Raw genomic sequence first — 13,758 nt, forward strand, 5'->3', positions numbered from 1 at the left:
GAAAAAACACCTATTCAGCAGCTCTGAATAGGTGTACTTGTACTTTTTTGGACATCTTCGTCCGCGCTCTTTCCATATGTTTTTGGACAGTTCCTTTTTTGACACCCAGCATAACCGCAATCTCGCTAAACGATAACCCTTGTGTTGTGTGCATAAAGAATACGTCCTTTTCTCGATCTGTTAAAACAGACAAAGCGTCATCAATTCGTTTTTTGTCTCTCTCACTGACTTCTCTTTCTTTCTCTTGAATAAGAGTATATTCATGTGATAAAGCCTCTAACACTTCTGGATTTGCGAGAATGGTACGCTGATAGACTGAACGTCTGTCTAATCCTCTGCGCGCACCTGGCTCTCTTCCAATTTGAAGCCATTCTACTACATATTCCAGATCGCTTACCATACTGGCGATCATTTTTTTATCATGCTTGTCTTGAACGGACAGCTGATGTTCTTCTTTTTCTTTAAATGGTTCATATTGTTTTCTAGCATTCTTTAAAGCTCTTTTATATTCAATGAGTAAATCTTGCATATTGGCTCTCTCCCTTTTTTAAGCAAATAAAAAACGGACACCAATCAGGTCCCCTTTTAGCAGGGCCTTGATCAGTGTCCGCAGGCTTTCCGTCTTGGACATATTGTGCTTTGATGTGTTCGGTCAGTTAACTGATTTTAAAACCAATCTCGTGATCCACTCTTGCAAAATGACCTTTTGCCGTTTGAATAATGGTTTTTCCATGTTCAGGTACATCCATTTTATAAGCCGTTCCTACATTTCCATCTAATACGATGACTTGAATTTTTCCTTTTTCCATCTCACCGACAAATGTTTGGTTTTCTTGAATGAATAGTTGTTTTGGCTCGTTCATATGCTTGTCTCCTTTTTTGGTGTTGACCTCGTGCCACCACCTACCGTATTGATAATGATTTCAACTCTTGGACTCATACTATAAAACTGGGAAACTCTTAAATCGACCATCTGCAAAGGGACTTCATCGGCTATAGAATGAAGTGCTTCTTGAATATGCTGTAGACTTGGCTGAAAGATGCTGACGTGTACCGGGCGTATCAACCCTTTTTCTGCGTATGTACGCTTTTTTGGGCATTCAGCTATGTCAAACGGCATGTGATCAAATAAACGAATCTCAAGTGATAGTGCGCCTTTTAATTTTTGCGGGCATCGCCCTTTTAAAGCTGATCGTATTCTTTTCATCAATGTCTCTTTTGTTAACAAATGCTCATGTTCAATAATTAAATGGATGACCATGTTATGATCTCCCGTCATCCTTTGACCACTGGCGGATGTCTTGTTCGTTTTTACTCGCTTTGAGCAAGCATTTCAAAAATGTCATGATTTGCTTCCATCGTTTCACGCTGCCCTGATTCCTCCTTTTTTGTATTATCGACCTTAGCTTCCATGAGGGTCATATATGTTTCTTTCTCTTCTGCTGTGGCAAAAACAAACATCGGTTTCTGATGATGAAAGGCGATCCAGCCGCCAGCTTGGTCTAAACAAAGCTGCGCTTCTTTTCTAGCATCAAACGTCAGCTGATGTCTCATCTTCTTCAGCTCCCTCCAAACTGTCCTCAATTTCTGTTTGGTATCCATACCGTTTCATGTCATATAACCAATAGCTTTTTGGATAACCAAAGTCACTCATCTGAGTCACCATTGGATGTTCAATATTCATTCTGCTCGTCTCCCCTTTTCTAAGAACTGATCTTCTTCTAGAGAATTACTCTTTTCGTGTAACTTTTGACCAAAAAAAAGCTCTTGAACCCCGGTATTCAGCAGATCTGCAATATGCTTTGCTACTTCTAAGCTAGGCTTTGTTCTGCCCATTTCGATATTCGCATAGCCGCTTGTGTACTTATATCCCAATTTTTTCGCCATATAGGTTTGTGTTTTTCCTTGCAATATGCGCTCTTCTCGTAAATTTTCAAGTTTCATCTTTCCACCTCTTACTCAATATGTGTAAGTTATATTCATTATGATAATATACACAAAACGAGTAAGTCAACCGTATTTTTATTCTTTTTGTGTATTTATTTATCTTTTCCGTGTAATTCATGATAAAATTTACTCATAACATGAAAAAAGGTGTTTCTGATGGATAATTTGACTGGGAAGATTCTAACTGAATTAAGAGAAAAGCATGGATGGAGCAAGTCAACAGTTGCTAAAAAACTCGGATTAAAGGCGATGTCCACTTATGCAAACTGGGAATATGGCTTGAGAAAGCCCGACGGTGAAATGATTGTGAAAATTGCCGAGTTATATGGGGTCTCAACCGATTATCTTCTCACAGGTAAGGACAAAGGCAGGCCCGATGACGATCTTGCAGACGATCCTGATTTGCAAATTGCGTTTAAAGCAGCCTCAGATTTTTCCGAAGAAGCACGAAGACAAACCATCGATTTTATTAACTACATTAGAGAGAAAGAGAAGCAGAAAGGTCGTCAGCCAAAAAAGCGAGACGACAATTAATCATCTCTTTTCATCTGCTTTACGCTGGGACAAACCCAGCTTTTTTTATACCTCTTTTTCCCTTAAAAAAGAAATAGCTTATGAATAAAAAATCATGTCTTTTCCAACAAATATGTGACAATTTTCTCCACAATTACTCTTTTTTCATATATTTAATTGACAAATAATTCTATTATTATTAATATATGTATATACTAGAAAAAGGAGTATTACCGATGAAAAAATTCATGAAAATCTGTACATTGTCTTTAGCTGCTGTAGGTGCTCTTACGTTCTCTCAAACTGAAGGGGCTCATGCAGCTGCACAGCCAAAAGAACCAGTCGTAGCAAAAGCTCCTATTATGAATAAAGTCATTACAATCGACCGTAAAGTTAAGGTAGGATGGTCTGATGCTTTTTCAATTCCAATCAGTAAAATAAATTTGTCCGGTAGTACTGATGCTGTTGAACTGAAACAAACTGCTCCAAATTTCACTTGGATTTACTTTTTAAAACCTGGCTTTGTTAAAGTATCTTATCTAAATTCAAATGGTGAACTTGTGATTAACAACTATACAATTACCTACTAAAACTCTTTTAAATTTATTAAGCTTAAGGCGATGACATCATCATCGCCTTTCATAATGTGACAATTCTCTAAAACCAGCTAGACATTCAATTCTTGCTATAGACCAACCAATATGTTAACTTTTATTTATAATAAGTTTACATATTAAGGGGCTGATGATGATAAAACACATATCTTTGTCTTGGGAAGCAATAGCGGAGAAGTCAATGAAAAATGAACCAATCACAGCGCAAGAGGGTTTAGACATTCTTGAAGCTGACGATAGAGAATTGTTACCTATTATGCATGCAGCCTATCAAGTGCGATTTCATTTTTTTCAAAAAAAGGTGAAATTAAATATGATTTTTAACGCAAAAAGTGGATATTGCCCTGAGAACTGTGGATATTGTTCACAGTCGATGATTTCAAAAGCACCAGTTGAAAGATATACAATGCTTGATCAAAAGACCATTGTAGCTGGTGCGCGTGAAGCTCTCAAAAGAAAAGCCGGGACTTATTGTATTGTGGCAAGCGGGAGAGCGCCTTCTCATAGGGAATTAGATGAAGTGACAGCAGCAGTCAAGGAGATCACTGAAACGATGCCTTTGAAGGTGTGTGCCTGTCTTGGGTTATTAAATGAAGACAAAGCGAAGCGGCTGAAGGAAGCGGGTGTTCATCGATATAACCACAATATCAATACGCATCACGATCATCATGATCACATTACGACAACTCATACATACAATGACCGCGTGTCGACCATTGATCAGGTCAAACAGTCTGGCATGTCACCTTGCTCAGGGGTCATTATTGGAATGGGTGAAACCAATCAGCAAATCGTTGAAATGGCTTTTGCGCTCAGAGCGCTTGATGCGGATTCAATTCCAGTCAACTTTCTTCATGCCATCGAGGGAACACCGCTTGAACATCAAAAACGGACACACCCCATCAAAGCATTGAAAGTGCTGGCAATGATGAGATTTGTCAATCCAACAAAGGAAATTCGAGTATCCGGAGGCAGAGAGTTTAATTTACGGACTCTCCAGCCGCTCGCACTTTATGCAGCAAATTCCATTTTTGTTGGTGATTATTTAACAACAAAAGGCCAGCAAGTCCAAACGGATCATCACATCATTGAAGATTTAGGGTTTGAAATAGAAGATTGTGCGTTATAAAAAAAGTCTGCCGATTCACCGGCAGACTTTTAAGATTAGAATCTTTTATGAAAGTCGACAGTTCCGCTTCCATCTTCTCGGTCAAAGCTGCCAACAAACGTCCAGTTAATATACCCACCGTCACCATTGTTGACAAACGTACCATCTTCAAATACCCAAATACCAAACGTAATACCGTCATATTCAACACTATCATAGTAGACAACATTGTTCAGACCGCTAAAGTCGTGGTCTTGGCTTAAGTTTTGGACAACTACGTTGTAGTTTTGACCTGCTTCATAGAACGCACTGTATGCGGCATTTTTTACGAATCCATCACGATTTTGAGATGACTTTACTGCTTGTTCAATTTTATCGGCAATGGCTACTGGATCAATTGAGACACTTCCATCAACACCTGTTGTTGTAGCAGCTTCAGCCGTTTGACCAAAAGTCGTAAGAGATAGAGGGGCAGCAATCATTGACGTAGCAATGACAGAACCAATAAACATTTTGCTTGTTTTCCTCATTATTTCTAACTCCTCCTTTAATTGGTATGTTTATGTACTACCCCCTTTATCTGTCTCTTAAACACTAATTTATGAAAAAAATTCTTATTCTACCAATTAAGAGGGTGTTTTTACTGTTTAATTAGGCGAAATAACAAAAAAACTACTCTTATAAAAGAGTAGTTTCAGATTGTTGACAAAGGGCTAAAATGATCTTGATTTTAGCCCTTTGCCTTCTTTTCAGCGTGATAGAAAACCTTTGCAGTCTAGGAAGGACGAGCACCGGAGCGGAGCGAATTCGACATTCGTGAGCACTGGAGCGCAGACCTGACACCGAATGCGAGGGTTTGTCTACACGCTGAAATTACTCTTTATAAAAGAGTAGTTTACAGTATTACATGAACAGGATAAATAAAATCACACCTAGGATAATTCGGTATATCGCAAAAGGCACCAGTTTGATTTTATTGATCAGTTTTAGGAAGAATCGAACAACAAAGAGAGCCACAACGAACGCACTCACAAAGCCGACGATAAAGAATGGCAGCATGTCCGGTGTTAAATATTCGGCATTTTTCACAAGGGTTAACAAGCTGGCTCCCGCCATAATCGGCATCGCCATGATAAATGTAAAGTCTGCCGCAGCACGGTGATTCAAACCAAGAATAACCCCGCCTGCGATCGTCGAACCTGAGCGCGAGAAGCCTGGCCATAATGCCAAACATTGAAACAGTCCAATATAAAGCGCTTGTCTGTACGTCATGTTATCGACAGAGCTTGTTTCTGTTTTTCGTTTATTGATCCAGTCAGCGACAAGCATCAGCACTGCCCCTAAAATCAAACCGACCGCGACCGTTCTGACGTCAAATAAGTATTTATCAATATAATCTTCAAATAAGAATCCTAAAATGACGGCTGGAACAAGTCCAACAGCAATTTGGGCGATGGTCAGTTTATGCCCGCTGCGCTTTTGTTCTTCGGTGATATTTTTCTTTAAGCCTAATAAGTTTAAAATACGATCTTTAAACACGATCATGACAGCTAAAATTGAGCCTAACTGAATCACAACTTTAAATGTGTTAGCCGCTTCTGGCGTAATAATTTCCTTGGATTTTAACCAAAGATCATCGACAATGATCATGTGACCTGTAGATGAAACAGGTGCGTACTCTGTTAATCCTTCGACAATTCCTAAAACCAGTGCCACGAATAAATCCCATAGATTCATGATTTTCTTTCCTTTCAATTCTGATCTTTTGAACACGCCAAACATCTATGTCCACATAAAGACAAGCTTCCTTCATCGAAAGCTCGTCTTTATGATACTATATTTTTTTCAAAAAAAGATTATGACATCAAACCTTTTCTTCTTTATATAAATTGGACCGCATTTTAAACCAATCAAATAAGTGAGTCGTAATGACCTTCAGCACGGCATAAGTCGGAATAGCAACAATGATGCCGACCACATTGAACAATTTACCAGCTGTTAATATGACAAAAATAATCGTAATGGGATGAATATGAAGATTTTTCCCCATCACCTGAGGAGAAATGAATTTCCCTTCAACGAGCTGAACCACTGTCCAGACTATAATGAGTTTTAACAGCATTATTGGTGACGTCACAAGTGCAATCACAATCGCTGGTGTAATCGCAATTGTTGGACCAAGGTAAGGCACGATGCTTGTACATGCAGCAATGATAGCGAGCAGCAGCGCATAGTCAAGTCCAATGATCTTATAACCGATAAAAAGAAGAATACCGATACAGAAGCTGACAATGATCTGTCCGCGAATATACGAGCTCAGACGGTGGTTCATTTCGTGAAGCATGATATGTGTATGTTCCCTCATTTTATTTGGGAAAAATTTCAATAGATAGTCGGGCAGCTTTTTGCCGTCTTTTAATAGATAAAACAGAATGAATGGCACAGTCACGATCGAGATGATGACTTCTGTGAGCGCCCCTAAGAATGTTCCTACACCTGTAAAGGTGCTTTCCAAAATCTTCGTCGCTTGACTGGATGCTTTACTTACCAATTCAGACACGTTAAAGTTCATCGAGTTTTGCACTTGATTAATAAAGTTACTTCCCGTTAATTGTCTAATTTGCTCTTCTACCGTATCGACGTATTTCGGTAGATTATGAAATAGACTCATGGTTTGAGCTTGTAAAAAAGGAATAATAGACACGACGGTCACTGTAATAATCCCAATAATGACAATATATAAAAGCAAAATGGAATAGATCCGCTTGATTCTTGCTTTCTCTAATAAGTTGACAATTGGATTTAATAAGTAATACACGACCCCCGTTAAAATAATCGGTAAGGCAATGGTTTTGACGATTACAATGAGCGGTGTGAAAATAAATGATGTTTTCATGAAAACAAGGATATTCAATCCAATTAATAACAGGACGAGTAAAAAGAGAACAAACTTGTTATCAAGAAAAAATTTTCTAAATCGACTGCTCCACATTTGCATAGAGTTCATATCGTTCCTCCAAACACGGGCTATTTTATGAGTAAATTGTACACTACTTGGTCATGATATGGTGATCATTGTTTGAGCTTTTTTCCCATTTACAATAGACATCACCCATACAATGAGAATCGGCTGTCCAATAAGCCTTATCCACAGCAAGGCTTGTTCTGTATGTGCTTGACCTGGAAATGGTATTCCCTCACGAGCAGCAAATCAGTTTGCAGGGAAAATGAGTACAAATAAACAGCAATGGATTTTGCCGCTGCAATCCTGACATTTGGCAAAAGCAGCAGCACGGCCAGCAGCCATTCAAGACATGCCGTTGCATAGACCATTACATATGGAAAGGGCCAGCCTGGCATCATGCGGGCAAAGCCGCTTGGCTCTATTACATGAAAAATACCAGCCGCTATGAATAAAAGCGCAAAGATGTATGTACTTCCTATATGCAGGACGCGCTTCATGTTTCCTCCTCTCCCTTCTATCCTGAGTATTACCCGAAGAAGGAAGAAACTACCCACTTTTCGTACATTTATATCCTTTGTGTAAGACGTATCAGCCTATATAAAGGTTTCATCCGCTTTTCAATAAAAAGAATATTCTTTCATACAAACGCTTTCAAAGCATGTATAATCAGAGAAAAGCAGAAGGAGGGAATCACATGATTCGATTTGCTGTCATCGGAACGAACTGGATTACAGATCGGTTCTTACAAGCTGGTGAAGAACTAGCGGATTTTACATGTACAGCCGTCTATTCACGGTCCGCTGAAAAAGGACAGGCCTTTGCCGAAAAATATGGGATTGATACGGTTTTTACGAACTTACAACAAATGGCGGAAAGTGATACGTTTGATGCCGTGTATATTGCGAGTCCGAATGCCCTTCACAAAGAGCAAGCCATGTTGATGATGGAGCATCAAAAGCATGTTTTATGCGAAAAACCATTCGCCTCTCATCGAAAAGAAGTGGAAGAAATGATTGCCGCAGCGAAAAAACATCACGTTTGTTTGATGGAAGCGATGAAAACGACATTTCTGCCTAATTTCCTTCAAATCAAACAGCATCTTGATCAGCTTGGACCTATCAGACAAGTGGTCGCGCATTACTGTAAATATTCCTCAAGATACGATGCCTATCGAAGCGGCGAGCTTCCAAATGCCTTTAAGCCTGAGCTATCCAATGGTTCTTTAATGGATATCGGAGTGTACCTCATTTACCCAGTCATATACTTATTTGGCCTGCCGAACCAAATCACCGCAAGAGGCTATAAGCTTTCTTCTGGTGTGGATGGGAACGGTTCAGTCCTTTTACAGTATGACGGGCATCAAGCACTTCTTTTTCATTCTAAAATGTCAACGTCTCATTTATCGGCTGAAATTCAAGGTGAGGATGCCACCATGGTGATTGATCAATTCCACCGTCCTTCACAAATTACGATTCATGACCGTGACGGACATCAAACTGACATCTCTCTCAAAGATGATCAGCCAGCTATGTCTTATGAAATCAATCATTTTATTGAGTGTATTCAGCAAGGAATGGGGCAGTCTCCCGTCAATACATTTGCTCTATCTGTTCAAACTATGTCCGTCATGGACGAAGCGAGAAGACAAATGGGTGTGATGTATCCTGCGGACAGACAAAATGTATAGGACATGAAATGATGAACAAAGGGCAAATGATTGATTTGTTCGCCCTTTGTTTTTTTACGTTTCGTATCAGTCACTTATTTTGCCGCTAACACATCCGCAAATGCTTTCACATACGGCGGAAGGTCCGGCGGACGTCTGCTGGAGATGAGGTGGCCATCTGTGACGACTGCCTCATCGAACCAGTCCGCACCAGCATTTGTCATATCGTCTTTAATACCAGGTGTACTTGTCACTTGTCTGCCTTTCAGGATTCCTGCTGAAATCAGCACCCAGCCGGCATGACAAATCTGCCCGATTGGTTTTGCCTTCGCATCAAATGTACGGACGATGTCTAATACTTCTGGATAACGGCGCAGTTTATCAGGCGCCCATCCCCCAGGGACAAGCACAGCATCATAATCATCAGCTTGAATGGAATAAAAATCTGCATCGGATACCGCCGGCACACCATACTTCCCGATGTACTCATGATTTGCTTTTTCACCTACAAGATGGACTGTTGCTCCTTCTTCTCTTAAACGCAGAACCGGATACCACAGCTCTAAATCTTCAAAATCATCGCTGACAAACGCAATGACCTTCTTATCTGATAAACGCATACTATCTCTCCTCTTCTTTCGATTTCCTCTATTGTACGAGATGTCCTCTTAAAAAGAAAAGCGGTTCCCCTTGAGGAGAACCACTTAACCTTATTTGCTGATCTTGAATTTTTTAATTAAATCACGTAATTCTTCCGCCATTTGGGAAAGAGTTGTGGATGAAGAACTAATCTCTTCCATAGAAGCAAGCTGCTCTTCAGCAGATGCTGCGATATCTTGGATGCTTGCTGAACTCTCTCTTGATACATCTGCAATTTCATTCACTGCTTTAGAAATTTGCTCAGAGCCTTTCGAGAGCTCGCGCACCGTTGTATTCATTTCATTCATTCTTGCTGCGATTTCCGCTGTTTGTTCATTTATTTGTGAGAAGCTTTCTTTCGTTTGATCTGTAATTGTAAGACCATTCTTCACTTCTTCATTCACTGCTTTGAACATATTTTGAGATGTTTCAATTTCAGTGACGATTTCATTTACCAGCTTTTCAATCTCTTTTGCTGAATCCGATGATTGAACCGCTAGTTTACGCACTTCTTCGGCCACAACAGAGAAGCCTCTGCCTGACTCGCCTGCACGTGCTGCTTCAATGGCGGCATTTAGTGCAAGTAAATTCGTTTGATCCGCAATGCCGTTAATCACGCCTAGGATGTTTGTGATATCTTTTGATTTATGCTCTAGCCCGTTAATCACGCCTTCAGCTTCTTTCACTGAATGGTCAATCGTCTTCATTTGGCCAACGGTCTGTTCCACAAGCTGTCCGCCTGTTTCCGCGACGGTTTTTGATTGAACAGATGACGCTGTGATGACATCAGACGTTTCGGCAACTTCGTTCAGACCCTCATTCATTTGTTTTAAATGAGCCGCGCTTTGCTCCACCATTTCGCTTTGATTTTCGTTGCCGTTTGAGAATGTTTCAATAGATGATGTAATATGTTCGGTTGCTTTTGTTGTTTGATCTGCGCTTGCCGTCAGTTCTTCAGATGATGAAGCAACATTCTCAACAGATGTTTGTACTGCTTGAATGACATCTCTTAGGGACTCACTCATTTCATTAAAGCTTGTGCCAAGCTGTCCAATTTCATCTTTTGAGCGGACATCAATTTTTTCTGTTAAATCTCCCTGACTGATCTTCTTCGAAGAAGAGACAAGAGTGGAAAGTGGTTTTGTAATGGAACGGATGATAAAGAAGATTAGAATCCCGCCAATGATAAGCGCGCCTGTTAAAATAATAGCGGCCATGTTAAAGACTGGCTGTGCAGCTTCTTCTACTTCACTGACAAACATCGTACCGACAATCTTCCAGCCAGTCGCCTTGTTTGTGGTGAACTCCATTTGCTTTTCTTTTCCTTCAAACATATAGCTCATAGCTCCGCTATCTTGTGAATACAGTTTTTCTAACCACTCACCACCAGATATTTTTGTTCCCGCCTTTTTCTTTGGATGTGCCACATATGTGCGATCTGGACTTCCAATAAAGGCAAAGCCTTGTTTCCCAATGTTAATGCTATTGGACTCTTTTACTAGATTTGCAATGTCTAGGTTCATTGCGATGACGCCTGATCCATCCTCTAATTTTTTAGAGATGGTCACCACAAGCGTACCGGTTGAAGCCGTTGCGTATGGTGCTGAAACAGACAGCTCACCGTTTTTCGCCCAGCCGTCTTTATACCAATCCCGCTCTGTTGCGACATAGTCAGCAGGCATTTTTTTATTTGGATATCTTGAAAACACTTTGCCGTCACTTGAAGCGACAAAAATGCCTTCTGTGTCCTCATTCATACTCATAAACTGCTCAAAGCGTCCTTGAATATCAGTCGTTCCTTTTTGCTTGAGTTTTTTCTCCGTGATCCATTTGCTAAAGAAATCGGCTGCGTCTGTTTTCACTTTTACAACTTTCGTAATATTTTTATCTAGCTGCTCTACGTTTTCTTTTGCACTTTGCATAATTTGATCATTTAAAGAGGTGCTTGCCGTATGGTATGAAGAGAATGCCAATACGATGATTGGGCATAAAAGAATAAATAAGAAAGAGAATACGAGCTTTTTTGAAATAGATGGCTTTCTGAAATACTGTATGAATTTCATAAAAAAGAAAACTCCTTTTAGTAAGATAGTATATATATCGGAAGTACTACTAGGTTCTTCACTTTTTTAACTTATTAAAGTCTAAATAAGTCCAATTTACCCAGTTTATATGCATCGAATGGAAAAACACCTGACGTTTTGGCGTCAGGTGTTTCGCTACTCTCTTACATTTTAAATTGTTTAATGAGTTCCCTTAGTTCTTCTGCCATCTGAGATAAAGTGGCAGAGGATGAACTGATCTCTTCCATAGATGCAAGCTGTTCTTCTGCTGAAGCTGCGATATCTTGGAAGCCTGCTGAGCTTTCTCTTGAGAGCTCTTTGATTTGATTCACCGCATGAGAAATATCATTTGAGCCATGCGATAGCTCTTTGGCTGATCCGTTCATTTGTTTCATTTGTTCTGTCATTTCTGATGTTTTATCAGTGATTTTCTCAAAACTCACTTTTGTTTCATCTGTAATGTTTAATCCAGCTTGTACTTCACCTGCTACTTGTTTAAACATTTTCTGCGATTTTTCTATTTCTTCCACAATTTCGTTGGTCAGACTTTCAATTTCTTTTGAAGAGCTTCCTGACTGCTCTGCCAGCTTGCGGACTTCTTCTGCGACAACAGAGAAGCCTCTGCCTGCTTCACCTGCTCGTGCGGCTTCGATCGCAGCATTTAAAGCAAGGAGATTCGTTTGATCCGCAATACCGTTGATGACCCCAAGAATGTTTGTAATATCCTTTGATTTCTGCTCCAATCCTGCAATGACAAGCTCTGCTTCTTTTACTGCCTGCTCAATCGTTTGCATTTGACCTGCTGTTTTTTGAACGAGTTCTCCTCCAGCCTGAGCGGTTTTGCTCGATTCGATCGACGATTCCATCATATGAGAGGTTGTGTCGACCATATGTGATAAGCTCCGATCCATTTCGTTTAACTGGACTGAGCTTTTTTCGATCATATCATTTTGATGTTCAGTGCTGTTTGAGAACTGTTCAATAGATGATGTGATATGCTCGGTCGCTTGAGCTGTCTGTCCTGCATTTGCCGTTAACTCTTCAGACGAAGCAGCCACATTTTCAATGGAATTTTGGACGGCTTGAATGACTTGCTTCAACTTAGCTGACATGTCGTTAAAGCTTTGCGCAAGTTTACCGATTTCATCGTGCGTACGGACTTCAATATGCTGGGTCAAATCACCTTGACTGATTTTTTCAGCCGATTCAGAGAGCTCTATCAGTGGCTTTCGAATCGATTTAATAATAAAATAAATCGCGATTCCGCCAATGGCAATCGTAGCCGCAAGGATGATCATGGTTAAGTCGAACACTGGCTGTGCGGCTTCTTTTACTTCATTCACATACATCGTTCCAGCAAGCTTCCAGCCTGTTGCTTCATTTGTGTCAAAAAACATTTGCTTCGGCTGGCCATTATATTCATATTCAAAGCTGCCTGCTTTTTTATCATATAGTTTTGAGATGAAGTCACCAGTCAGCTTTGTCCCAGCCTTATCGGTTTTATGAGCCACATAACGATGATCTGATGTGGCGATAAACGCATAGCCTTCCTGCCCAATTTTGATGCTGTTTGTATCTTTTACAACCGTATTTAATCGTACATTCACCCCAATCACACCAGATCCATCCGCTAACTGTTCTGATATTGTGATGAGCAGGTCATCTGATGACTTATCAGCAAAAGGATCTGAAATGATGAGTTTCTTCTCTCCCATCGATTGCTGAAACCATGGTTCATTTTTTGCGCTCTTTGCATTACCTTTGTGAATCTCGGAATATTCGGTTAGTTTACCATTTTGATCTGCAACAAATACTTCTACTACATCGTCATCTGTTTCCGATAATTGCTCTAATTTCAGTTTGAGTAAATCTTTGTTTTTAGCAGTCAATTCACTCTTTTTGACCGATTTGGATAAGTATGAAACAATGTCAATTTTAGGCTGTATATCTTTATTAATGAGTTCATTTAATTGTTGAACACCATTTGCAGCACTAGACATAATCTCATCATTAAGAGACTTTGATGCTACTTCATAAGAAAATGCAGCCAATACGAGAATTGGCACTAGGAGAATCGCTAAGAATGCTGTAATTAATTTCTTCGACATCGTAAAGTGCTTAAAAAAGTTGATTTTTTTCATGACTCTACTCCTTTTGATTTATGATTTGTGGTCTTTCTCTTCTATTCTTAGGTAATATGAATTATTTTTCAAGGAATAATGTTCAAAAAATCCAAAAAATAA

17 protein-coding genes and 1 pseudogene are annotated in these 13,758 nt (G+C 39.8%); 4 read left to right on the plus strand and 14 right to left on the minus strand.

From position 1 onward, the window contains the following. Positions 1–10: 10 nt before the first annotated feature. From M1D81_RS14815 to M1D81_RS14840, 6 genes are all read right to left on the minus strand, one after another. Positions 11–529 (minus strand): sigma-70 family RNA polymerase sigma factor, encoded by a 519-nt coding sequence (locus M1D81_RS14815; protein WP_456266508.1) that lies wholly within the window; start codon positions 527–529, stop codon positions 11–13. Positions 530–656: 127 nt separating this feature from the next. Beyond that, the gene (locus M1D81_RS14820; RefSeq protein ID WP_024423268.1) at positions 657–863 is read right to left on the minus strand and encodes an XtrA/YqaO family protein; all 207 of its coding nucleotides are present in this window, start codon (positions 861–863) and stop codon (positions 657–659) included. Continuing rightward, positions 860–1,261, minus strand: coding sequence for a holliday junction resolvase (locus M1D81_RS14825; protein WP_456266507.1), 402 nt, complete (start codon positions 1,259–1,261; stop codon positions 860–862). Before M1D81_RS14825 ends, M1D81_RS14820 begins: the two co-directional genes overlap by 4 nt. A gap of 50 nt (positions 1,262–1,311) precedes the next feature. Next, positions 1,312–1,554, minus strand: a complete 243-nt coding sequence (locus M1D81_RS14830; protein WP_456266506.1) for a hypothetical protein — start codon at positions 1,552–1,554, stop codon at positions 1,312–1,314. Next, positions 1,532–1,684 carry a hypothetical protein gene (locus M1D81_RS14835; protein WP_162860191.1) on the minus strand — a complete coding sequence of 51 codons (153 nt, stop codon included), beginning with the start codon at positions 1,682–1,684 and terminating at the stop codon, positions 1,532–1,534. The genes M1D81_RS14830 and M1D81_RS14835 overlap by 23 nt, the downstream gene beginning before the upstream one ends. Further along, positions 1,681–1,944 carry a helix-turn-helix transcriptional regulator gene (locus M1D81_RS14840; protein WP_456266505.1) on the minus strand — a complete coding sequence of 88 codons (264 nt, stop codon included), beginning with the start codon at positions 1,942–1,944 and terminating at the stop codon, positions 1,681–1,683. Before M1D81_RS14840 ends, M1D81_RS14835 begins: the two co-directional genes overlap by 4 nt. Positions 1,945–2,103: 159 nt before the next feature. On the opposite strand from M1D81_RS14840, the gene M1D81_RS14845 reads away from it, so the two are divergent. From M1D81_RS14845 to bioB, 3 genes are all read left to right on the plus strand, one after another. Beyond that, complete coding sequence (locus M1D81_RS14845; protein WP_024425910.1) at positions 2,104–2,481, plus strand: helix-turn-helix domain-containing protein; 378 nt, start codon at positions 2,104–2,106, stop codon at positions 2,479–2,481. A gap of 215 nt (positions 2,482–2,696) precedes the next feature. Beyond that, entirely contained in the window at positions 2,697–3,050 is a 354-nt protein-coding gene (locus M1D81_RS14850) for a hypothetical protein (RefSeq protein ID WP_456266504.1), read from the plus strand. Positions 3,051–3,207: 157 nt separating this feature from the next. Beyond that, the gene (bioB, locus tag M1D81_RS14855; RefSeq protein WP_456266503.1) at positions 3,208–4,203 is read left to right on the plus strand and encodes a biotin synthase BioB; all 996 of its coding nucleotides are present in this window, start codon (positions 3,208–3,210) and stop codon (positions 4,201–4,203) included. Positions 4,204–4,238: 35 nt separating this feature from the next. Here the strand turns inward: bioB and M1D81_RS14860 are convergent, their stop codons facing one another. The 4 genes from M1D81_RS14860 to M1D81_RS14875 all read right to left on the minus strand — a co-directional run bounded on the left by M1D81_RS14860 (position 4,239) and on the right by M1D81_RS14875 (position 7,644). Next, the gene (locus M1D81_RS14860; RefSeq protein ID WP_456266502.1) at positions 4,239–4,712 is read right to left on the minus strand and encodes a stress protein; all 474 of its coding nucleotides are present in this window, start codon (positions 4,710–4,712) and stop codon (positions 4,239–4,241) included. 373 nt (positions 4,713–5,085) lie between these two features. Continuing rightward, on the minus strand, positions 5,086–5,919 hold the full coding sequence (locus M1D81_RS14865) for an undecaprenyl-diphosphate phosphatase (protein ID WP_025094210.1): 834 nt from the start codon (positions 5,917–5,919) through the stop codon (positions 5,086–5,088). A 127-nt stretch (positions 5,920–6,046) separates the two neighbouring features. Beyond that, the gene (locus M1D81_RS14870; RefSeq protein ID WP_456266501.1) at positions 6,047–7,189 is read right to left on the minus strand and encodes an AI-2E family transporter; all 1,143 of its coding nucleotides are present in this window, start codon (positions 7,187–7,189) and stop codon (positions 6,047–6,049) included. A 137-nt stretch (positions 7,190–7,326) separates the two neighbouring features. Further along, positions 7,327–7,644, minus strand: a complete 318-nt coding sequence (locus tag M1D81_RS14875; protein WP_456266500.1) for a MauE/DoxX family redox-associated membrane protein — start codon at positions 7,642–7,644, stop codon at positions 7,327–7,329. A 197-nt stretch (positions 7,645–7,841) separates the two neighbouring features. Between M1D81_RS14875 and M1D81_RS14880 the strand changes: the two genes are divergently transcribed. Beyond that, on the plus strand, positions 7,842–8,834 hold the full coding sequence (locus tag M1D81_RS14880; RefSeq protein ID WP_456266499.1) for a Gfo/Idh/MocA family protein: 993 nt from the start codon (positions 7,842–7,844) through the stop codon (positions 8,832–8,834). Positions 8,835–8,908: 74 nt separating this feature from the next. On the opposite strand, the gene M1D81_RS14885 is transcribed toward M1D81_RS14880, so the two are convergent. The 4 genes and pseudogenes from M1D81_RS14885 to M1D81_RS14900 all read right to left on the minus strand — a co-directional run. Beyond that, positions 8,909–9,433: a type 1 glutamine amidotransferase domain-containing protein gene (locus tag M1D81_RS14885; RefSeq protein WP_024423278.1), complete on the minus strand. Its 525-nt coding sequence runs from the start codon at positions 9,431–9,433 to the stop codon at positions 8,909–8,911. 90 nt (positions 9,434–9,523) lie between these two features. After that, complete coding sequence (tlpB, locus tag M1D81_RS14890; RefSeq protein WP_456266498.1) at positions 9,524–11,515, minus strand: methyl-accepting chemotaxis protein TlpB; 1,992 nt, start codon at positions 11,513–11,515, stop codon at positions 9,524–9,526. 164 nt (positions 11,516–11,679) lie between these two features. After that, a complete protein-coding gene (locus M1D81_RS14895) occupies positions 11,680–12,627 on the minus strand; it encodes a methyl-accepting chemotaxis protein (protein ID WP_456270904.1) in 948 nt (315 codons plus the stop codon). Continuing rightward, positions 12,619–13,656, minus strand: a pseudogene (locus tag M1D81_RS14900) (HAMP domain-containing protein); the annotation flags it as partial. The pseudogene M1D81_RS14900 and the gene M1D81_RS14895, both read right to left, overlap by 9 nt. Between the last annotated feature and the right edge of the window lie 102 nt (positions 13,657–13,758).

The sequence above is a fragment of the Bacillus sp. JZ105 genome (genome assembly GCF_053903125.1).